Raw genomic sequence first — 21,326 nt, 5'->3', positions numbered from 1 at the left:
TAACGTTCAACAAAGCACGAAGAAATTACCAACCAAGCGCAACAAGATGCATATCACATATTACCCAACTCATTAAGTTTCTTAAGTCTTTATTAAGAAAAGATCTTTATAAGTTCCATAACGTCTTCTAATCACACGGTATGCTATGGAACCCACAATGAAAAATCCTCGCTTCTCATACGCAAGTATTACCTTGTTGCTTGCTCTCTATTTCAGCTTGGTACTCAACATTCCTATTTATGCCAAGTTGGCACAGATTTTTTCGGCTGCTGAGCAGTTCAATTGGGGGTTTGCCTTCTCAATACCGATTTTTTTCTTTTTGGCGCTGAACGTTATTTTCCAACTGTTTGCGTGGCCTTATTTTCTAAAACCTTTTTTTGCGGTCTTACTCATCCTTTCTGCTGTGGTGAGTTATGCGAGTTACAATTACGGCACGATTGTCGACCGAGACATGTTGATCAATGTCGTTGAAACCAATAGCAGTGAGGCAGGCTCTTATGTCAGTCTCTATTCCATTGTCTGGATCTCAGCGTTGGGCATCCTCCCTGCCGCTCTATTACTGCTTTCGCCACTTAAAGTAGAAAAATCCATTTCCCGCTTTTTAGGCTATAAAGCGCTATCAATATTGCTCTCTTTACTCGGCATCATCATTATTGCGGCGCTGTATTATCAGAACTATTCGTCGGTTGGGCGCAACAATAGTTACCTCAAGAAAATGATCATCCCCACTCACTTTGTCTATAGCGCTTACGGTCTTGTGAAAGATCGTTATTTTACCGAGCCCGTGGTGTATCAAATTATCGGCGCTGATGCGCAGCAGCAACCGAAAACTACCCATAGCCGTGATGCAGAAAAACCAACCTTAGTCTTATTTGTGCTAGGAGAAACGGCTCGCGCACAAAATTACCAATACTACGGCTACACACGTGATACCAATGCTTATACCGCGCCTTATCAGCCTATATTTTTCAGTGATGTCGCCTCTTGTGGTACTGCGACAGCGGTCTCTGTACCTTGTTTATTTTCCAATATGGATCGTCATAATTTTGATCGTACCAAAGCGGATAACCAAGACAACGTCCTCGATATCTTGCAGCGCGCAGGCGTCGACCTCTTATGGAAAGAAAATGATGGAGGAGATAAAGGTGTCGCGAAAAATATTCCGCAGAAAGAGCTGGATAAAACTGCGCGAGAAGGCCGATGTGACGGCAGCACTTGTTATGACGTCACAATGCTAGACAACTTAGATGAAGAAATTGCCAACCAAACTGGTAACCGAATGATTTTAATGCACATTATTGGAAGTCACGGGCCAACCTACTTTAAGCGCTATCCTAAAGACATGGCGAAATATCGTAAGCGCGTCATAAACCCCGCATTCTAATCACCTAGCCCGAATAATAAGATCAAACCTCCAACCCAAAGGAGATTTGAAATGGCCAAACGACGCACTAACCAAGAATGGCGAACCCTGTTCGAACACTATGAATCCAGCCAACTATCACAACGATTATTCTGTGAACGTAACGGACTGAGCCTCTCCACTTTTTACGCTAAGCGCCAACAGTTAAAGCACATCGAAAAACCGAACACGGTTGGCTTTGTTAAAGCAGAAGTCGTTGAAAAGACCACAAAGTATCAAGCCACTCACGTTGTCGTTGCCAATATGGCGCTGCTCGTCAATGATGTTGAACTGAGCATCCCACAAGGCACGCCAGCGACCTATCTCGCAGAGCTTATCGGTGCGCTGTCATGAAACGTATGCTCAGTGCTCCCGAAATCTATCTCTATCGCGAAAGCGTCGATTTTAGAAAGTCCATCAACGGCCTCGCTGCGATTATCGAAAATGACACCGACTTGCCCTTGGGCAGCGGCGCACTGTTCCTGTTCACCAACAAACAGCGCGACAAAATCAAAGTGCTGTACTGGGATAAAACAGGCTTTGCTCTTTGGTACAAGCGCCTTGAAAAAGCCAAGTACAAGTGGCCATCAAAAGAGCAAAATGAGGTGTTTACCCTAACTCAATTCGAGCTTGACAGACTGCTTTCTGGCTTCACGATTATCGGCCATAAACCCGTTAGAATAAACGATTTTACAATGACTTAAGCGATAATATAGCCATATCCACCAAGCATTAACGGCATGATTTTAGTATAATCAATGCCATGAAAAAGACGCCAAATATCAACTCAGAAAGCCAAGATGTTGCCGAGCTACAAGCGATGGTGAAAGCGCTGTTGGCGTCAGAAACCCAATTGAAACAAGAGCGTCAATCGCTGCTTGAACAGCTCAAACTTGCCTTCGACCGTCAGTTCGCTAAACGCTCGGAGGCGTTAAAGCCTTACGATGAATCTCAAGGTGATCTCTTCAACGAAGCGGAGTGTGAGGCCGCTAAGGAAGAAGAGGTTGAAGTTGTCACAACGACCATCACAAAGAAGAAACGTGGTAAACGCAAACCACTGCCAAAGACCTTGCCTCGTGAAGTTATCGAACTCGATTTAAACGACGATGAAAAGCAGTGCACTTGCTGTCAACATAACCTGCATAAAATCGGTGAAGACCGTAGCGAGAAACTTGAGTTCACGCCAGCGGTACTAAAAGTGTTGGAATATGTTCGTCCTAAATATGCTTGCCGCCAATGCGAGCAAACAGAAGACAAAAACCACGTCGTTCAAAAGCCAGCGCCGCAAAGCATTATCCCGAAGAGCTTCGCCACAGAAAGCTTGTTGGCCAATATCATCCTCGGCAAATATCAATACGCGATGCCACTTTACCGCCAAGAATCCCTGTTTACCCAGTCGGGTATCGAACTCTCACGAACCACCATGGCAAGGTGGATTATCCAAGTCAGTGAGAAGTTCGCTCCACTTTACGCGGCCTTAAAAACGCACCTACTTGAGCAAGTGGTGATTCAGGCGGATGAAACGCCGCTCAATGTCCTCAAAGAAGATAAACAGTGTTATATGTGGCTTTACTGCTCGGGCGCAGACTCGCCTGAAGCCGCCCTCCCTAATGTGAGAAATATCGTCTTGTACGACTATCAAAACAGTCGAGCTAGGGCGTGCCCTGTTGCCTTCTTGGGGGATTACAGTGGTTATCTACAAACCGATGGCTATGGTGTTTATGATGGGCTTCATCTCGTCACCAATGTCGGTTGCTTGGCGCATGCTCGGCGCAAGTTCATGGAGGCGAAAAAGCTGCAAGGCAAAGGCAAGTCAGGCAAAGCGGATAGTGCATTGGCTAAAATCCAGAAACTCTATGGAATAGAATCACGCTTAAAAGGTGCCTGTGCCGAAAAACGGAAAGCAGAGCGCCAAGAGCATGCTAAGCCGATACTGGATGAGCTTTATGAATGGATGACAACTCAGAAAGTGCTTGAGTCTAGCCCGCTGGGTAAAGCGATAAAATACACGCTCGGTCAGTGGCCGAAGCTGAGCCGCTATATCGATGACGGTCACTTATCGATAGACAATAATCGTGCTGAACGCGCAATAAAACCGCTGGTTATAGGCAGAAAGAACTGGCTCTTCTCGACCAATCCCAATGGAGCTGAAGCGAGCGCGATGCTTTACAGTATCGTCGAGACAGCGAAAGCCAACGGCCTTATCCTTTACGACTACATGGTTAAGTGCATGAAAGAGCTAGCGAAATCTGAGCCTGATATCGATGCACTCCTGCCTTGGAACTTCCAACACTAACAATATCGCCCCGTGGGATCATGGGGCGGATACGAAATATCAACCTGATTGCCCAAGAGCGGATATTGAAAATTGCAGCGTTGAACAGATAGTGAATACTTACGACAACACTATTCGTTATACAGATTTTGTTTTGGCGCAGCTGATTGAAAAGCTAAAATCACTGCAAGCGCAATACAACACCGCATTGATTTATGTCTCCGACCATGGGGAATCGCTGGGAGAAAATGGACTGTTCTTACATGGCATGCCGTACAGCCTAGCACCCGATGATCAAACTCAAGTACCGCTTTTAGTCTGGTTATCTGACGGATTCGCCCGTACGAAAGGCGTGAATAAAACCTGTTTACGTCAAACAGCCACTCAGCCCTATGCTCACAGTAATCTCTTTCACTCTTTACTTGGCATTATGGATGTATCAACCAATGCATACGAGAAAGCGCAAGATATTTTTGCGCCATGCCGCTAAAGAATATGGATAAAAACAGAAGAGACCCGTTAACTTAGATAAAAACAAACCCTGAAGATGTTGCTGTCGTTGTGTCTCGGCAGCAACTCGACGGTGGCATTATGCAGCGCGGCGATATCACGGCAAATCGACATTCCAAGCCCTGCCCCATCGCCTTTTTCACTGTTAGCTCGATAAAAGTTATCAAATATTTTTTCTCGGGCTTCGTTCGTGATGTTGGGGCCGCTATCAGTCACATTCACTTGAATAAACTGATCATCGCCATGCAACGTAATATCAATGTGACTGTGTACGCCAGAATAGCGCATCGCATTATCGATTAAGTTTTTAAACAACACGCCGAGTAATAGCTCGTCGCCTTGAACCGACAAACTCTGCCCTTCAAAGCTCAATTGTTGGTCGTGCTTTAACGCTAACGGCGCAAGGTCTGCGATAACTTGCTTAATAGAGACTGAGAGATCGACCGTTTGTGATGACAATTCCATAGTGCTTTCTACTTTGGCTAACATCAACAACTGATGAATAAGGCGGTCAGTACGCTCAATACCCTTAAGAATCATGTCCAAATCATATTTCAGTTGCTGCTCATTCTGGCTGAGCATCGCGTTTTCGGCATTTAATCTCAATACCGTTAGTGGTGTTTTAAGTTCATGAGCAGCCATGCGTGTGAAGCGTTTTTCTCGCTGCCAAGCCAATTCTAATTGAGCCAACAGTTGGTTGAGTGTCTCTACTAATGGTGAAAGTTCAGTGGTTTGTTCTGTAACGTAAATGCGATCCAACTTGTGGACACTGCGAATGGCAATCGCCGATTTTAGCTCTTGCAGTGGTTTGAAACTTCGGCCAATAAGCATCACCAGCACCAAGATAACGCATGGGATCAGGATCAATTGCGGCAATGCAGTCGACAGTGCAATTTCATTGACCATTTCATCACGAATACTCTGTTTTTCCGCAACGAGAATGTATTCCGAACCGTGATCAGGATGAGGTTGCGACAACTGAAAATAGCGCCATGTTTGGCCATCAATGGTGACGCTGCCAAATCCATTATTGCTGGCATTGCTGCTAAAAGCGGGTTGCTGGCTATCGGAGCTGTACATCAACTGACCATCTCGATAAAACTGAAACAGAATGTACCGCTCATAAGGGTGACCATACTGCGTTGCCATCTCCTTGTTGGCTTGCGAAAGACGTTCAATGCTTTGCATCCACTGATCAAACTGTTGATGAAGATCGGCATTGTCTCCTTCTTTTATAGAGACAGAAGTCGCCATCAACAGTAATTTTGCCGATTGACCTAAGCGCGCATCGTACACCTCCTCAACTTCATGTTGAGCAGTAGAAAAACTGAAATAAAGAGAAATGAGCAGTAAGCCACCGCTTAACCATACAGCCGACTGTGTTAAACGACGTTTAATCGAAAAGATTTTTTTATTTTTCAATCATATACCCCACACCACGGATATTTTTGATGACATTTTCTGGCATTTTTTTACGCAAGTTATGAATGTGAACTTCGATAGCGTTGTCACTGCTGCCTTCGTCCCAGCCATGAAGCGCTTGTTGCAATAGCTCTTTGCTCATCACTCGCCCTGCTTGAGTGATCAAACTGGCGAGAATTTTATATTCATTGCGCGTCAGTTTGAGGGGTTGCTGACGATATTCAATCTCCTGTTTGGAAAGAGAGAGGCTCAGATCACCAATCGAAATCAGAGCCTCGGCGCTGCCCGAGCTGCGACGAATGATAAGCCGTAGACGTGCCAGTAGCTCTTCTAGCGCAAAGGGTTTACCTATGTATTCATCGGCTCCACCATCTAACCCTTTGACGCGATCGCTAATATCATCACGCGCCGTTAGGATCATCACAGGCAGCGAATAACCGGCGTTTCTAATGCCGCGCAACACCTCAAGACCATCCATATCCGGTAAGGTTAAATCCAAGATCACCGCCGAAAACTGTTCAGTTTTGAGCGCACACGCCACGCCGCCACCTTTTTCTAGCCAATCCACCGTATAACCTTGGCGAGTCAACGCCACCTGCATTGACTCGCCCAGTTGTTTGTCATCTTCGACTAATAATAAACGCATACGTTATTTTAAATTCTCCAACAAAAGGGCAATTTCTTGCTGACGCCCAGCATCGGCAATCGCTCTTTGTGGCCTTGCTGGTGCTTGTTGTGCTTGTAACAGGTACTTTCTTGCTTCATCGGTTCTGCCTTGCTCGGCAAGAAAATCACCGTAAAAATAGTTGGCATCAATTCCTGTCGGGTTAATCAGCAGTGCTCTTTGCAGCAACTCTTCCGCTTTAACGTCGTCGCCAAAAGCCACTGGCCAGCCGGGCACTTTGTAATATAAGGTGCCTAAACTCGTGAAAGCCGAGCCATCTAAGGTATTAGGCGCTTGATCGATAACCTCTTCGTACAATAATTTCGCCTCTTTCACTAAAGATAGCGCACCCAACCCACCTTTTACGCCCGCTAATGAGGATTTATTGATGGCAAGCCACACTTTGAGTTCTGGGCTGTTGCTTGATTGCATCTCTAAGGTGTTACGCATAATGACACGCTCAAAACAACGTTCTTGATCATCGCTCGACTTCATTTTGTATTGGCATTTGGCCCAATCAGATTGAACCTGAGCTAAAGGAGTGATCGCAAAAGCGGGTGTCGTGCTTACCGCAAAGATGACCAATGCACTGGCCCATTTAAACACAGTTTTCATATGTTGTTCTCCTTGAATTATCACGCTTTAACGGTTCAAAAAGGCAAGAATGGTCGCTTGCTGCTTTTTAATTGCCGACGAAATCACTGCTGGCCATAGTTGATTTAATCGCACCAACACTTTTTCAGGCCAGCCAATCCAGCGAGTTGTTGATTCGCTTTCGAGCATACTAAGCACATGTTGGGCAACAACCTCTGGCTCATCACAGTGGTTGCCTACGGCTTGGTTGAACTGGTTCACCGTGTCATTATTTAGCTCGGTATTGGTCGCTCGCGGCGCTAGGTAAAGTACCTTGATACCCGTCCCCTCAAGCTCACGCTGCATCGCTTCACTAAAACGGTGCAACCCTGCTTTGGTCGCGCAGTACGTGGCATAACCCGGGTAACCAATAGCCCCTAAACTTGAGCCAATATTTAAAATAATCCCCGGTTTATTCAACCAATGTATCGCCGATTGAGTCAGTTGCATCGGAGCAAGTAAATTCAAATGCAGCTCCTGCTGCACTGAAACTGCGGTTCGTCTGGCTAATAAGCGAAACTGGTTGATGCCCGCATTATTGATCACCACACTGATTCGTTTCTGGCCCATAAAAAAGCGCTGAATGAAGGTGTTGATCTGCTCTATTCCTGACTCTGTGCTTAAATCTGCACTCAAAGTCAGATGCTTCTCAGGCATGGGTAGCGTTTGCCGAAGTTGCTCGAGTTTTTGACCATCACGAGCCACCAGAACTAGACTGACTCCTTGCTTAGCAAGCAGAAATGCAATGCGTTGCCCGATACCACCGGAAGCGCCGGTGAGTAAAACATGTTGATGATTAAGATCCATATTGCGACCTTACACCTTGCGAAGCTAAATCTTGCGAACCTGCATGCACCATTGACTCGCAAGGAAGCGGTAGTTCTCGCAGCATCTGCCCATACAGATCAAACACCATGTTTGCAGAGAGGATGATGGCCTCTTGATCGGATACACACTGAATGTTGTTCATTAACGATTCAAAAAAGCGGATGTGCCCTTGGTCAAGTTCACTGTGCGAAGTGAGATAGGTCATCGCCGCATCAGGAAGCTCCAAACGCTGTTTGACTAACCGTGCGATATTCCCACCGACACCCACACTGGTTCCTTCAAGTACCCACACCATACCAAATAAGCTCAACGGGTTAGCGCGATCAATCTGGTGATAGAGATACGCCACCATGAGTTCGATGGAAGCGCTGACGCGCCCTGCGCCCTGCGCCCTCATTATGACGCACTGCGTCCACATCACCACCGCACGCTTTAATATCGTTCAAGATCCACTCTTGGTGGCCTTTTTCTTCATCGATGTACTCGGCAATCGCCGTTCGTACCCACTCATATTCATCGCCTAAGCGGCTGCCACATGCCATCAGCAGTGGCACCGTATGTTTAACATGGTGATAAGCTTGAGTGAGAAAACGAATATACATCTCTAGGCTGATCTCACCTCTTGCGCAGGCATCAAATACCGGAGCTTGCAACATCTGCTGCTGTGCTGGCTCAGTTTGTGTTTTTAAAATATGGAAAAATTTGCTCATTTTAAAGCTCCTCAGCCATTGAATAGAAGGAAGGAATAGAGATAAAAACCGTCTGTGGATTAGTGGTGTGGCGCGCCAAGCGAGCCTCTTGCAGTGCGTTTTCAATAGCTAAGCGTTTTGGGCGACCATTAGCGGTCAGCCACTTTTGCCAGCAGTGAATATCGCTCACCAACCAAAGCTGCGTGATGTGTGCGTAATCGGGCAACACGCTATTGAGCTGTTGCACGCGCGTAACGAGATCAGGTAAAGGACTATCACTGACGGCCGTGAGGCCTGCCTGCCCGTCGCCCACCACCACAAATCGATGGTGTGCAATCAAAGCCAATGCTTGAGATTCAATCCATTCAGGGGCCACGTTACGCCCAAAACTGGTGATGATGAGGTTCTTTTTACGCCCGATGATGGTTAAAAAACCCTCATCATCGATTGTGGCCATATCGCCAGTTGACAACCACTCGTGGCTAAACGGCTCACCTAAATACCCCAAAGCCGTGTTGCCTTTAACTAACAATTCGCCATCTTGTGCCAGCGAAACCTGAAGATGAGACAGCACCTGTCCGCAAGACCCCGGCTGATTTTGTTGGGGTGTATTCATACTCACGACCGAAGCACTTTCAGACAAACCATACCCTTCAAAAGCGGGAATGCCGAGCTGGCGAGCTGCGTCAATTAATTGGGGAGCCACTCGCGCCCCGCCCACGGCAACCCAGCGTAAAGGCAGCGCAAGAGCTGGGCTCTGCTTGACGACTTCAATTAATGCCAGCAATAACGCAGGCGTTAACACCAAGCTTGACGGCTGAAACTGTTGCAGTGCAAGTGCGAACGTTGCACCACAGAACTGGCTAGAACCGGTCAAGCCTACTTCGCTGCCAAAGACAACTGTCGATGTCACACCCAGAATCAAAGGAACATACACACCCGTAATATTTTCCAACAAGGTTGAGAGAGGCAGCATCACGAGGTGACGCTCAACTTGCGCGGACATTTTCTCTGCGATCGCCAGCGTGACCGCTTGCATGTTTTCGTCACTCAAACACACCCCTTTCGGCGTTCCGGTGGACCCAGACGTAAAGGTGATTTTTTGCGTCAAAGGCAACACCTGTGCTGATGGATTCGCCAAATAGACAAAAGCAGGTAGATGGCTGAGCGTTGAGAAAGGTTCACCTAGCGTTGGCCAATCACCTAAGCAAACATCAACACCCGATTCATACAGTAAGTGTTCAACCTGTGCCTTGCTAAAGAAAGTAGGTACAGGAACGAGCACTATTTTTGCGTGCATGGCCGCAAGGTCGATGATCACCCAATCCAAACTATTTTCAGCTTTTAATGCAATACGCTGAACCTGCCACTGGCACAATGTGCGTGCTGTGGCTTCCACTTTTTCTAAGAGCTGTTGATAGCTCAGCGCTATCTTTTCTTGTTTGGCATTGTGCCCAATGAAGGCAATGCTATCTGGCTTTTGCTGCGCATGTTGATGAAGCGCCGATAAAATTCGGTTCATAGCAAAGGCCTCACGCTTGTTTCTGGTTTAAATGAAATCGGTTGAGCAACGCCAGCCCCTGCGCCAAATTTCCCGCTAAAATTCGAGGGCTGTGTTGGTAATAACTGCCCCAAATTTGGTTGGCGTTAGGAATGCAAGATGCTGACGCTTTCGCGATCAATGTCGGTTGTAAACCAAATCGACGCATCAAAGCATGCAGTGGATCCGTTGCTGTAAAAACGCACCATTCATACCCTAAATCAACCAGTTGTTGAGCGATCAAAGTAAAGTGCAGCGCCGATAAACCACGACCAAAAGAGGCCAGTTGGCCAAATTCAATCAAAGCACTTCGGGATACTCGGCAATCAAAACGCTGCGATAAAATTTCATCGGCAGGTTGGTCAAGGTATTGTTCGAGAAATAGAGGCTCTTGCTGCGCTACGCGAAAACCACATACGGATTTCATTTCGTCATGATCAAGCAAAGCTAAATAAGCAGGCATAAAAGTAATAAGGCGTGCATCAAACGCTTGCTGATAACGCTCGCGCACAAGGTGTATGGCTTCCAACCAGCGAGGATGAGAGGGATCAATTACGGCCAATTGCAGATCAGATGCTGAGCGTATGGTTTTCATCGGCATTTCCTTTTTGCTTACTCTGTAAACAAAAATAACGGACGTAACTTAAGAATCCCTTAATAAGAGATTTTTTCTTCAACTCAATGGATGAGGAGCCGTTGAATATCCGATACCACTTAGCTCACTAGCAAATGTGTGGCCAAATCTGAACTGAACGATTTTTCTAAATTAGCCTGTCACGGATTGGCTTAGATACGGAAAATTATCATTTTCTACTATCGCCATTTGTATTGGTTCTAACACGAAGACATCTTGCGTTTCGCTTATAATTATAATTTATACCCGTGATCATTGAAGATGCTTGATTTTCAATAGAATCAGGATCATGCTACAAACCATGAAAATCACACTGACTCCTCAACAGAAACTGCAACTCGAACAGATGCACGACATTGAGCGTGATAGTCGAGTTTGCGACCGTATTAAGGCTGTTTTGCTGGCTTCTGAAGGCTGGAGTCAGACTATGATTTCACAAGCTCTTCGTATTCATGAATCGACCGTTGCACGTCACCTCAGTGACTACGTACTTTCTGAAAAACTTAAGCCTGAGAATGGAGGAAGCCAAAGCAAGCTTTCTGCTATTCAAACCATGCACCTAATCGAGCATTTGACTGAGAAAACCTATTCTCATACTCATCAAATTGTCGCCTATGTTAAAGAGACGTTTGGGCTTGATTATACTGTTTCTGGTATGAACAAATGGCTTCACCATAATGGTTTTAGCTACAAGCAACCGAAAGGCATACCACACAAGTTTGATGAAGCAAAACAGCAAGCATTCATAGAGGCGTATGAAGCGCTAAAGGCAAGCTGTGGCGAGGATGAATCGATAGTCTTTATCGATGCAGTTCACCCAACACTATCAACAAAGATATCGCATGGCTGGATACGTACTGGTCAGGATAAAGTGATTGAAACAACGGGTAATCGTAGCCGATTGAACATTATTGGCGCACTGAACCTGTCGGATATTGGTGCAACCATTGTTCACGACTATGAGAGCATTAACAGTGAATCGATTGTTCGTTTTTTCTGTAAGTTAAGAGAGAGTTATTCGTTAGCCCATAAGCTTCATATCATATTAGATGGTGCGGGATATCACCGCAGTGACTTAGTCAAAGATGCGGCGTTTGTCCTGAATATTAAACTGCATTATCTTCCACCTTACAGTCCAAACCTCAACCCAATAGAGCGGCTATGGAAAGTAATGAATGAGAAGTCGAGGAACAACGTTTACTTCAAAAGAAAACGGGACTTCAAGGCGGCAATAGACCAATTTTTTTCTGTGACTCTTCCAGAGATCGCAGGCTCTTTGACATCTCGAATTAATGATCATTTTCAGGTTCTCAAGCCTGCATCTTCAAGTTGATTCGGTATATCATTTTTATAATTACTGATAATTTTATTTAATCAATAAATCTCCATATACTTCCATCTATCGAAACGAAGCCAAAAAATCAAAGGTATTAGGAGCGAATTATGAAAATGAATCACGTCGGTATTATGGTTGGCAATATGGATAAAGCTGTTGAGTTCTACACTCAGGCTTTAGGTTTAAAAATCGTTATGAATAATACACAAGTTATTGAAGAGCGAGAGTCAGCGATTGGACGCATGTGTATTGCTGTTTTTGGTGAGGGTTTCAAAGGTTTCAATATTGCACATCTAGTAACAATTGATGGTATTGGCGTTGAACTGTTTGAAATGAAAGAGCGCGAAGAGCGTCACGAAGTAGACTTCTCTCGCCTTGGTATCTTCCACTTCTGTCTACAAACCGACGACTTTGAAGGCGCGATTAAGCGCATTGAACAATATGGCGGTAAAGCGCGTATGGATATCATGCGTTACCACCCAAAAGATGATAACAAGCTCGCTAAAATGGTTTATCTAGAAGACCCATTTGGTAACCTATTTGAGCTTTACTCGCACTCATACGAAGAAACTTATGCCTCTGATTACGAATAGTCGATCTGTGATGCATTAATAAAATTTCAAGGGCAGGTAGCACAACCAGCCCTTTTTGGTTTCTATTGCAAGGTCAGCTATGAAGCTTTAATGCCAATATCATCTGCTTATGTGAGGTTCAATCAAGTCAAACAACCTTAAAAGAGTGATCAATAACATCAATGACTTGCTCATAACGCCTAGCAAGAGGTGAATTAAGTTTGCTAACCAAGTAAACAGGTTCTTGTATATCTGCAGTAATGTTGAATATTTTTAGCTGCTCTTTATCCGCGAACAAGTTAACGCACCATCGAGGAACTGATCTGCTCCAGCCAGACTGGACACTTCATTAAGCGACATTTTTATTTTCAAAGTTAACTGGACTTAGATACCCAAGAGCACTGTGCCTTCTTGTCCGATTATAATCAACCTCGATGTATTCAAAGAGCGTTTGACGCATCTCGTCTCGCGTCATGATCGGCTCATATTGGATCGCTTCAACCTTCATTGAATGGAAGAAGCTCTCAACACAAGCATTATCCCAGCAGTTTCCTTTCCTACTCATACTTTGCTTTAGATTATAAGCGGTTATGATGTCTCGATAATCTTTTGAGCAGTACTGACTACCTCGGTCACTATGAACGATCACCTGCTCAGGGAACCCACGACGGAACAAGGCCATTGATAATGCATCGCAGACCAGTGTTGCGGTCATTCTGGTATCCATAGACCAGCCGACTACTTGCCTTGAATAAAGGTCAATAATTACCGCCAAATACAGCCAGCCTTCACTTGTCGCAACATAGGTGATGTCTCCCGCCCACTTTTGATTCGGAGCCTCCGCGTTAAAATCCTGAGCTAGCAGGTTCGGAGCAACTGGCATTTTATGTTTGCTATCCGTAGTGCACCTAAACTTACGTGCCGCTTTCGGCGTTAAATCCTGACGCTTCATACTAGCGGCAATGGTTTTAACATTACGGCTATCACCGTTCTCTGCCAGCTCTTTCTGGATACGCCTTGAACCATCACGGCCTTTGCTGTTGTCAAAAGCCTTTTTGACCTTCGTATCAAGCTCTTGGCGAGTTACCTCGCGCTGAGTGGCCTTGTGGCGATGCTTAATCCAGTAATAAAACCCACTTCGTGAAACCCCGAACACCTTAGCCATGCGGACAGCACTGAAGCACAGCAGGTGTTCGAGCATAAATTCGTAGCTATCTACTTTAGATTTTTCGCGAAGTAGGTGGCGGCCTTTTTTACGATATCTAGCTCTTCAGCTTGCTCGGCCAATTGCCTTTTGAGCTTTGCGACTTCAGCGGCTAGATCTTTTTCCCGCTGACTGGTGCTAGTATCTTTCTTGGCTGCTTTACGCCAACCGTAGATCTGGGATTCGTGTAACGAGAGATGCTGCGCTGCCGTAGCTACTCCCAGCTTTTCTGCTAGCTTCAGTGCTTCTGCTTTAAATTCAGCAGAATGGAGAATACGTTTTTTCTTGTTTGTCATGGTTCACCTCATTAGTGATTGTACTCACTTAATTAGGTGTCCAAAACTGGTGGTGCGGATCAGTTGGGGAGTACTCAGAATTCTTGGACACTGAGTCACTGTCTATTTGTTGCCAAGTAAAAGTATTCGCTTGCGTTGATGAATGTCGGTTTAATTCTGACTGTGGAGCTATTGAAGTATTAAGAAAATTTAACTGTTCTTCATCCTGTTTATCCTTTATGAACATGCACGTATCTGGGATATCTTGTTCGATCCGTTCAGCAAAACCGACAAGGCTTTCCTCCGCAAAGGTAAAAAGCCACGCTTCTTGATTTGGGCTGTCTGTGACTCTCAGTATTCTACCTAAAACTTGCCTAAAATAGAGTTCTGTTTTCACTGAGCTCATATGACAGCAAACCTGCAACCGAGGAATATCCGTACCTTCACTTATCATCCCAACACTGACTATCCACTGACTGCTCCCATGCCTAAAAGCATCAATTTCTTCAAGTGGCGAATCATGATGGTACGTAACAATACACGCCGATTGCCCAAATTTTTGTATCAGTAACTCCTGTATCACTTTCGCATGCTTAACCGAGGAAGCAACAACTAGACCGCCAGCTTGCGGTGATTGTTGACGGATCTGCGCTAGTTTTTTGCACCCTTCCTCAAGCAAATAACCCATAGCCTCTTCATTGTGAATAACGCTTTGATAAGAAATATCTGATTCTTTGAGAAGATTTAATATCGAAGAAAAGGACTGCATCTCACCTTTGCCGTCGATGGTTAAATGTTCATTGTCTACCAATACGATTTTTGGACGTCGGCAGACCTGATCTTGGATGGCTTGCTTTAATCCATATTGATAATCGAAAATTAGCTGACCTTCAGGGTCGGTATAGTCAGCCATCGCAATAGGTAGAGAATCAGAACGCCACGGCGTTCCTGATAAAGCGAGAGTGTATTTAGCCAATCCTTGAATTTTCGCGAGCACTTGCTCACCCCATACATTTGATCGCCCTTGTTCTTCATAGGAGCAATGATGAATTTCATCAAACACTACAAACACACGATGCTTGCTCATCGTACTCCAAAAATCATCACCTAAAAAACGAATAGTTTGATAAGTATAAGAAGCGCCTAAAGAACCCAAACCACCATTAAATGAGCAATCTAATTTCCAAGAAAATGTTCGTTTAATGCTTTCAGAGACTGTGAGTGATGGAGAGAAGCACAACACGAGATCTATTTCATCACGTATAAATAACTGCTTTGCTAATTCAGCGGCCATCACTGTTTTACCTGCACCCGGCGTTGCTTGACAAAAGAAGTGAGCATGTTGTTTTTCAAACTTATTCAGAGCTATTTGTACACATTGATCTTGCCATAACCTTAACATTCAATCCCTCGAAAACCAGATGCTTTAAGAGCTTTAGATATAGCGTTAATTTTACCAAGCAGACGAGCTGAACATTCCTTTGCATCAGTAAACAAAGGTAAAAACAGATCACGATTTTGTGGAAATCGGTTGATCAAGGATTGATATTCTTCAACTTCACCAAGAACAATTGCCAGCTCACCTTCATGCTGATTTTTTTCTTTTAGTAATACAGCTAATCCACTCATCGGTACTTCAGTGATTAACTCTGTTTCAGGTGGTGACTTGACCTCTGATTCACGGGGTGAAAAGTCTATTTGACGAAATAACTCTGTCTTTTGGTATCTCTTAGCCCGATCTTTTCCTGTAGAAAAAAGCCAACCTTTACGTTCAAATGAGAGTATTTGCCTATATACATACTTTCTCGCTTCATCCGGATCTGTGACATTTTTAGTAATCGACATCAACGCATCTCTCAGTTCAACAACTAAAAAGTTATCCATCTCTTTTTCTATCAATAGGTTAAACATGTATGCGTTTATTTTCTTGGATTTCTTCATCTGAACATTTACACAACTAAAACTTAGGATTGCTAAGTATACAAAAATCAGTAAAACTTAGACAATCTAAGTTATCTAAAGGTTGAAAAGAAATGTGTAAGTGCAAAAAGACAACCCAATCCCAGCGAGGCTCAAAGCTGCGCGTAAAAAAGCCAAGATCACCCAAAAAGATTTAGGGGTGAAAATTGGCATGGAACAAGGCTCGGCTAGTGGTCGTATGAATCATTACGAAAAAGGAAGACATGTACCTGATATTGGCACGCTACAGCGTATGGCTGAGGAGCTTAATGTTCCTTTAAATTATTTCTTTTGTGAAAATGATTTAAGCGCAGAATTGGCGTGTGCGATCGATAAGATGAGTGATGAAGAGAAAGCGATGCTGTTGGACAGCCTAAACCGTGAAAAGTAGCCTCTAAGCTTTAAGCCCATTTTTACTCAATAGTATGCTCAACGGAATGGCGTCAGTAAAGCGAGGAGCCACTATTTTATCTTCAGTGGTGATCGCATTTAAGTTGTAAACAGAACCAGAGTCAATTTGATGAAGACTAAGCTTCTCTAAAGGACGATCAAACGGGTTATCTAGGTAAGGGAACTTGAATGCAAAAGTGCGTGACAAAATTGCTCTGTCTATCGTATCAGCATTCTCGTTAAAACTCATAAGCAACGCGTCTTTCAAGAAGAGTTTTAACGCTCTACATTCTCCTCGGCACATTGCAAACAAAGGATATATACCGAATCAACTTGAAGATGCAGGCTTGAGAACCTGAAAATGATCATTAATTCGAGATGTCAAAGAGCCTGCGATCTCTGGAAGAGTCACAGAAAAAAATTGGTCTATTGCCGCCTTGAAGTCCCGTTTTCTTTTGAAGTAAACGTTGTTCCTCGACTTCTCATTCATTACTTTCCATAGCCGCTCTATTGGGTTGAGGTTTGGACTGTAAGGTGGAAGATAATGCAGTTTAATATTCAGGACAAACGCCGCATCTTTGACTAAGTCACTGCGGTGATATCCCGCACCATCTAATATGATATGAAGCTTATGGGCTAACGAATAACTCTCTCTTAACTTACAGAAAAAACGAACAATCGATTCACTGTTAATGCTCTCATAGTCGTGAACAATGGTTGCACCAATATCCGACAGGTTCAGTGCGCCAATAATGTTCAATCGGCTACGATTACCCGTTGTTTCAATCACTTTATCCTGACCAGTACGTATCCAGCCATGCGATATCTTTGTTGATAGTGTTGGGTGAACTGCATCGATAAAGACTATCGATTCATCCTCGCCACAGCTTGCCTTTAGCGCTTCATACGCCTCTATGAATGCTTGCTGTTTTGCTTCATCAAACTTGTGTGGTATGCCTTTCGGTTGCTTGTAGCTAAAACCATTATGGTGAAGCCATTTGTTCATACCAGAAACAGTATAATCAAGCCCAAACGTCTCTTTAACATAGGCGACAATTTGATGAGTATGAGAATAGGTTTTCTCAGTCAAATGCTCGATTAGGTGCATGGTTTGAATAGCAGAAAGCTTGCTTTGGCTTCCTCCATTCTCAGGCTTAAGTTTTTCAGAAAGTACGTAGTCACTGAGGTGACGTGCAACGGTCGATTCATGAATACGAAGAGCTTGTGAAATCATAGTCTGACTCCAGCCTTCAGAAGCCAGCAAAACAGCCTTAATACGGTCGCAAACTCGACTATCACGCTCAATGTCGTGCATCTGTTCGAGTTGCAGTTTCTGTTGAGGAGTCAGTGTGATTTTCATGGTTTGTAGCATGATCCTGATTCTATTGAAAATCAAGCATCTTCAATGATCACGGGTATAGCAGTTCATTCTTTGTAAGTACCGGTGGCTCATCAAAGCCCATCCTTGAGCTCAAACCCGCGACAAATCTGGCGAAATGCTTTTTTTGTTCTAAATCAAACCCATAAGATGCCGTTCTACTCGAATGACTATTCGCTTTCAACAACTTGAAATAATGTATCTTTCTCCTCCAGCTTAGCCGCGAGTTCCATTGTGGTTCTGTCGCTATCACATCAGCATAAGGCATACCCACTAGCACAAACGAGACTCTTGCTTCTTCACTTATATATTTGAATGTGTTGGCAATAACTTGTCTCTGTTCTGCGGTTGAAAACTCAACAAGCTCTTGAATTTCATTAACAATAATCAGCTCAACAGATTTTCGTTTAAGTTGCTTTACAACCGCTTCGCCAAGAGCGATTTCATTACGACGCCGAACACCTCTTCCTCCTGATTTACAATCTAAATCAACCAAAAATTGGGTAAGCGTATTCTGTTCATTGATACGGCTTGGTACTCTAGTGCTTAATACTGGCTGCTTTCCCCAAGTTGAACCTGATTGAAAGCGTGATAAGTAGTGGTTGATCAGAGCCGTCTTTCCACTTCCGGCCTCACCAGTTAACAAGAAAGACTCTGGTTCACCACCTAGAGTGTGATTGAAACGAAGTTGATCGAAAATAGAGTAGATTTCAGTTATCGCGGGATACTCGATAAAGCAGGTTTCAAAGGACTTTAGCTGCTCAAGCTGCTTTGGCGTTAAATTCAAATTAATACCCTTCAATATCTTCAAAATCATCGTCATCTAAGTGCTCTGTGGCATCGAAGACAACCTCAGATTTGTGCCTAACAGGAGTCTCGTTGATCGAGCTTGGTCCCTCAGAGCCGACATCATTAAACTTTGCTAGTTTCGAAGTGTTACCTGTTTTAGGAAGATTGGGCTTGCTACTTTTAACACGACGGAATCTATCGGTTTCTTCCTGGATACGTTTTTTCATATATAGAAATGTATCCGCAAGAGCCTCATCATCAGCAAGCTCCTTGGTGTTCAGTCTGCGTACTTTTTTTATGCGCTGGTGTTCAAAAAGTGAAAGTCCGTTTGTATACCCGCTGTTGTCTACCGCTGGAACTTTTATGTACTTCTTTTCTGATTCTAGGTAAACATGAATGTAGCTGATATCCGAAGGATCTGTTTTGGTCTTAACAAAAAGCTTTTTGCCATTATTAGGTGTGCAATATTTCCGATATTCAATAAGCTCGGCGGACTGATAACGTAAGTTATGCAGCCCGATCCCAGCCACTCCAATGGTTCTGTGTCTAAGCAATCCTAACTCTACTCTGAGTTGCTCCTTCTCAGCACCATCATAGTAAGAAGGCGTCCATTTCGATTGGTGCCACTTGTGGTATGGAATCTCACGCTCTCTAGAATCTGGTGCCATGTGGTAATAGTCGACAATCCATTTATGGAGTAATTCAAGAAATACCGATACCCTAACCACCGCATCCTTCTTTGGATTGTAATCTTGTAGTTGAGTAGGATTGGTGAAGGTTTTTCCAGGCAGCGCGTTAACTAACCCTTTATTCATTTGATCGAACAACTTTTCGATCCCTGACTTTCGCCAAGGCTTCGCTGCTTGACTGTATTGAATGTCTGACACCAAAGGCCGTAACGAATCTTCCAAGCTTTGACTCCAAAACTCGGCACCGTTATCGACGACCAAGCAATCAATCTTACCGTGGCAAGGCCACTCATTCTCAATCGATGGATACTTTGCTTTGAGCCAGCTTTTATCCAAAAGTGAATTCAACAGAGCCTTTCTAACAGAGTCAAAGCTTGGCTCTCTAAAGTTGATACTGCAACCAACAATGCACTTACTGAAACGGTCATAAAGCATCGTCAAATAGGGGCGGCCCAACGGAATATCTAATTCATCATCAATCAAAATCACTGGAACTGGTGTATGGTCTATTTCAACAAACTCCATAGGTTTAGTTGCAGCGACCTGCTGACCAACCGAGCGATACTCCCGATCTGCATATCGTTTACCAAATCTTGCAATCGCCACTTCATAAGGGGGCAACTCATTTATTCGATTGTAAAAAGAACGTTCGGCAATTGGCTTGATTTTTCCTTCAACAATCCCTCGATTTATTTGAATCACTCGACTCTTATAATATCGGTATGCTTCTGCAACGCTAAGTCGTTCACGTGTCAGGTATACGCTCTGAATTGCCTCGTCAATCAAGGATTGCGAATCCATTTCTTTTTGGCGGTTGCCCTTAAACGTATGCTTCGGAATAAGTGTCCATGGTTCTCTACCTGCTTCAGAGTAGGATTTTTTCCAAGTTGCTACAGTCCGCCAACTAGGGGGAGTAAGCTGTAATTCTGACTCAACGCGACTTAAGATGGGCTTCAAGTTTTTCTCAGTCCACCCACCTTTCAAGCGCGTCTCCACAAAGGTAATAACTTTTATGCGGCGAAGAACCTCTTCCTGAATTTTTGCTGGCAAGCTATCTATGGTCGACAGTACTTCAATGGGTTCTAGCACTAGCTCTTTGGGAAGCCGTTGTGATTTTTCTTCTGACGCTTCAAACTCATCAAAGAACCCAAATATATTATTAGAGTCCGATGGCATAGTTAGCACCAAACGCAAGTTTCTAGACCAAAGCCAATCGTATTGAGGTCTGTTTTAACGTGCCCCGAAGAGATCCAAGGTAGAGTAGAGATAAGTGTGTCTTGCTCTGATAGACCAAAATACAAAGACACCTCTTGCAGTTTCACCATTTGCTTGCGTTGAATAAAAGCCAAAACTCGCTTTTGAAATTCTGTCACTGTACGCAATCCAGAATAGCGGTGTAGCAACTTAAAGTTGTCTAACGTTGGTCCCATCCTGATTTGCTTTTCAGTAACTAAAACTAGCCGTCTGTTGAACTCATTCAACGCTACTCTCTGCTTCTCTTCAAAGCGCTCCCTAAAATCAGGTTTGAGTATCTGACTGGAGTGCTTAACTTCGAAGAAAGTTGATTGCCCCTTGTGATCCGTCACTAAAAAATCTGGGGTATATCGACATTTACGATTATTGAATTGGTAATGAAAGCCAAAAGGTTGAGAGGTAAAAGTTTTGATGTTTGGGTTGTATTCGAGGTGAAAACAGAAATCGAACTCCAGAATGGAGAGAGTGCGAACAACAGCATCATTCTTCAAGCTCATGAACTTACAGATGTTGTGTACGTGAGATGATTTCTTAGTTTGGTCAAACATAGCCAAATCACTTTTGTTGTAAACCTACAACAAAAAATAGTCTATGAAGACTTATAATGCAAATTTGCAAACTATTCTGCAATTTATGCGAACATATGTTGCAAACATCAAAAGGGTGGAGGCCCCAGCCACATCCCGGCACACACGTCGCCTGCTGCGGCTGCTCCCTTCCGGGCCTGACCGAGTTCACAAGTTAGTGTTGCGGGAGGACCAGAGCCTCCATTGATTTGTTTTCTTGGCTTGCTAGCCAAAGAGTGCGGCGATTATCAAGCATCATAGTAATGATTGCAAGCCGAAATCCCAATGGATGGAAGCTTTTTGTTTTAAGTGAACAC

General features: G+C 44.1%; 18 protein-coding genes, 1 other RNA gene and 5 pseudogenes. 8 read left to right on the top strand and 16 right to left on the bottom strand.

Annotated elements, in window-relative coordinates; all coding sequences use genetic code 11:
- Nucleotides 1–145 precede the first annotated feature (145 nt).
- The 5 genes and pseudogenes from N5E84_RS03640 to N5E84_RS03620 form a co-directional block, all read left to right on the top strand.
- A pseudogene (locus N5E84_RS03640) lies at nt 146–1,357 on the top strand (phosphoethanolamine transferase); the annotation flags it as partial.
- Nucleotides 1,358–1,435: 78 nt separating this feature from the next.
- Nucleotides 1,436–1,756 carry an IS66 family insertion sequence element accessory protein TnpA gene (gene tnpA / locus N5E84_RS03635; RefSeq protein ID WP_095661309.1) on the top strand — a complete coding sequence of 107 codons (321 nt, stop codon included), beginning with the start codon at nt 1,436–1,438 and terminating at the stop codon, nt 1,754–1,756.
- Nucleotides 1,753–2,106, top strand: a complete 354-nt coding sequence (gene tnpB / locus N5E84_RS03630) for an IS66 family insertion sequence element accessory protein TnpB (RefSeq protein ID WP_019283195.1) — start codon at nt 1,753–1,755, stop codon at nt 2,104–2,106. Before tnpA ends, tnpB begins: the two co-directional genes overlap by 4 nt.
- 59 nt (nt 2,107–2,165) lie before the next feature.
- Nucleotides 2,166–3,698 (top strand): IS66-like element ISVa11 family transposase, encoded by a 1,533-nt coding sequence (locus tag N5E84_RS03625; RefSeq protein ID WP_069211897.1) that lies wholly within the window; start codon nt 2,166–2,168, stop codon nt 3,696–3,698.
- A gap of 37 nt (nt 3,699–3,735) precedes the next feature.
- Nucleotides 3,736–4,167: pseudogene (locus tag N5E84_RS03620) on the top strand (phosphoethanolamine transferase); the annotation flags it as partial.
- 29 nt (nt 4,168–4,196) lie between these two features.
- Here the strand turns inward: N5E84_RS03620 and N5E84_RS03615 are convergent.
- From N5E84_RS03615 to N5E84_RS03585, 7 genes and pseudogenes are all read right to left on the bottom strand, one after another.
- Entirely contained in the window at nt 4,197–5,537 is a 1,341-nt protein-coding gene (locus N5E84_RS03615) for a sensor histidine kinase (RefSeq protein WP_176212347.1), read from the bottom strand.
- 61 nt (nt 5,538–5,598) lie between these two features.
- Nucleotides 5,599–6,255: a response regulator gene (locus N5E84_RS03610; RefSeq protein WP_013856454.1), complete on the bottom strand. Its 657-nt coding sequence runs from the start codon at nt 6,253–6,255 to the stop codon at nt 5,599–5,601.
- A 3-nt stretch (nt 6,256–6,258) separates the two neighbouring features.
- Nucleotides 6,259–6,888, bottom strand: a complete 630-nt coding sequence (locus N5E84_RS03605; protein WP_176212345.1) for a tetratricopeptide repeat protein — start codon at nt 6,886–6,888, stop codon at nt 6,259–6,261.
- Nucleotides 6,889–6,915: 27 nt separating this feature from the next.
- Nucleotides 6,916–7,713 carry an SDR family oxidoreductase gene (locus tag N5E84_RS03600; RefSeq protein WP_081245308.1) on the bottom strand — a complete coding sequence of 266 codons (798 nt, stop codon included), beginning with the start codon at nt 7,711–7,713 and terminating at the stop codon, nt 6,916–6,918.
- Nucleotides 7,703–8,444: pseudogene (locus tag N5E84_RS03595) on the bottom strand (TenA family transcriptional regulator). Before N5E84_RS03595 ends, N5E84_RS03600 begins: the two are co-directional and overlap by 11 nt.
- Before the next feature lies 1 nt (nt 8,445).
- Nucleotides 8,446–9,945 (bottom strand): AMP-binding protein, encoded by a 1,500-nt coding sequence (locus N5E84_RS03590; RefSeq protein ID WP_081245310.1) that lies wholly within the window; start codon nt 9,943–9,945, stop codon nt 8,446–8,448.
- Nucleotides 9,946–9,955: 10 nt separating this feature from the next.
- Entirely contained in the window at nt 9,956–10,564 is a 609-nt protein-coding gene (locus N5E84_RS03585; RefSeq protein WP_013856449.1) for a thermostable hemolysin, read from the bottom strand.
- A gap of 334 nt (nt 10,565–10,898) precedes the next feature.
- On the opposite strand from N5E84_RS03585, the gene N5E84_RS03580 reads away from it, so the two are divergent.
- Both N5E84_RS03580 and N5E84_RS03575 read left to right on the top strand, forming a co-directional pair.
- Nucleotides 10,899–11,930 carry an IS630-like element ISVa15 family transposase gene (locus N5E84_RS03580; RefSeq protein WP_026027704.1) on the top strand — a complete coding sequence of 344 codons (1,032 nt, stop codon included), beginning with the start codon at nt 10,899–10,901 and terminating at the stop codon, nt 11,928–11,930.
- 110 nt (nt 11,931–12,040) lie between these two features.
- Nucleotides 12,041–12,526 carry a VOC family protein gene (locus tag N5E84_RS03575; RefSeq protein WP_081245312.1) on the top strand — a complete coding sequence of 162 codons (486 nt, stop codon included), beginning with the start codon at nt 12,041–12,043 and terminating at the stop codon, nt 12,524–12,526.
- 328 nt (nt 12,527–12,854) lie between these two features.
- Here N5E84_RS03575 and N5E84_RS03570 read toward each other — a convergent pair.
- From N5E84_RS03570 to N5E84_RS03560, 3 genes are all read right to left on the bottom strand, one after another.
- Nucleotides 12,855–14,005 (bottom strand): IS3 family transposase gene (locus tag N5E84_RS03570; RefSeq protein WP_095661212.1). Its coding sequence is split into 2 segments (ribosomal slippage): nt 12,855–13,762 and nt 13,762–14,005, totalling 1,152 coding nucleotides; the frame shifts between segments, so codons are not numbered across the junction.
- A 28-nt stretch (nt 14,006–14,033) separates the two neighbouring features.
- Entirely contained in the window at nt 14,034–15,386 is a 1,353-nt protein-coding gene (locus N5E84_RS03565) for a DEAD/DEAH box helicase (protein WP_116285022.1), read from the bottom strand.
- Nucleotides 15,380–15,925 (bottom strand): hypothetical protein, encoded by a 546-nt coding sequence (locus tag N5E84_RS03560; protein ID WP_017045291.1) that lies wholly within the window; start codon nt 15,923–15,925, stop codon nt 15,380–15,382. The genes N5E84_RS03565 and N5E84_RS03560 overlap by 7 nt, the downstream gene beginning before the upstream one ends.
- A 100-nt stretch (nt 15,926–16,025) precedes the next feature.
- Here N5E84_RS03560 and N5E84_RS03555 point away from each other — a divergent pair, with 100 nt between their 5' ends.
- Nucleotides 16,026–16,334: a helix-turn-helix domain-containing protein gene (locus N5E84_RS03555; protein ID WP_017045290.1), complete on the top strand. Its 309-nt coding sequence runs from the start codon at nt 16,026–16,028 to the stop codon at nt 16,332–16,334.
- Between the two features lie 3 nt (nt 16,335–16,337).
- On the opposite strand, the pseudogene N5E84_RS03550 reads toward N5E84_RS03555, so the two are convergent.
- The 6 genes and pseudogenes from N5E84_RS03550 to ffs all read right to left on the bottom strand — a co-directional run.
- Nucleotides 16,338–16,655 (bottom strand): annotated as a pseudogene (locus tag N5E84_RS03550) (ATP-binding protein); the annotation flags it as partial.
- A gap of 6 nt (nt 16,656–16,661) precedes the next feature.
- Nucleotides 16,662–17,693 (bottom strand): IS630-like element ISVa15 family transposase, encoded by a 1,032-nt coding sequence (locus tag N5E84_RS03545; protein WP_026027704.1) that lies wholly within the window; start codon nt 17,691–17,693, stop codon nt 16,662–16,664.
- Between the two features lie 52 nt (nt 17,694–17,745).
- Nucleotides 17,746–18,534 (bottom strand): annotated as a pseudogene (locus N5E84_RS03540) (TniB family NTP-binding protein); the annotation flags it as partial.
- On the bottom strand, nt 18,500–20,365 hold the full coding sequence (locus N5E84_RS03535) for a Mu transposase C-terminal domain-containing protein (protein ID WP_017049080.1): 1,866 nt from the start codon (nt 20,363–20,365) through the stop codon (nt 18,500–18,502). The pseudogene N5E84_RS03540 and the gene N5E84_RS03535, both read right to left, overlap by 35 nt.
- Before the next feature lie 2 nt (nt 20,366–20,367).
- Nucleotides 20,368–20,991 (bottom strand): TnsA endonuclease N-terminal domain-containing protein, encoded by a 624-nt coding sequence (locus N5E84_RS03530; RefSeq protein WP_019281551.1) that lies wholly within the window; start codon nt 20,989–20,991, stop codon nt 20,368–20,370.
- A gap of 119 nt (nt 20,992–21,110) precedes the next feature.
- An RNA gene (gene ffs, locus N5E84_RS03525) (signal recognition particle sRNA small type) lies at nt 21,111–21,207 on the bottom strand.
- Nucleotides 21,208–21,326 lie beyond the last annotated feature (119 nt).

The organism is Vibrio sp. J502 (assembly GCF_025397955.1).
Lineage (GTDB): Bacteria > Pseudomonadota > Gammaproteobacteria > Enterobacterales > Vibrionaceae > Vibrio > Vibrio anguillarum.
Note: the sequence above shows the minus strand (reverse complement) of the source record. Positions and strands in the feature narration are given on the sequence as shown.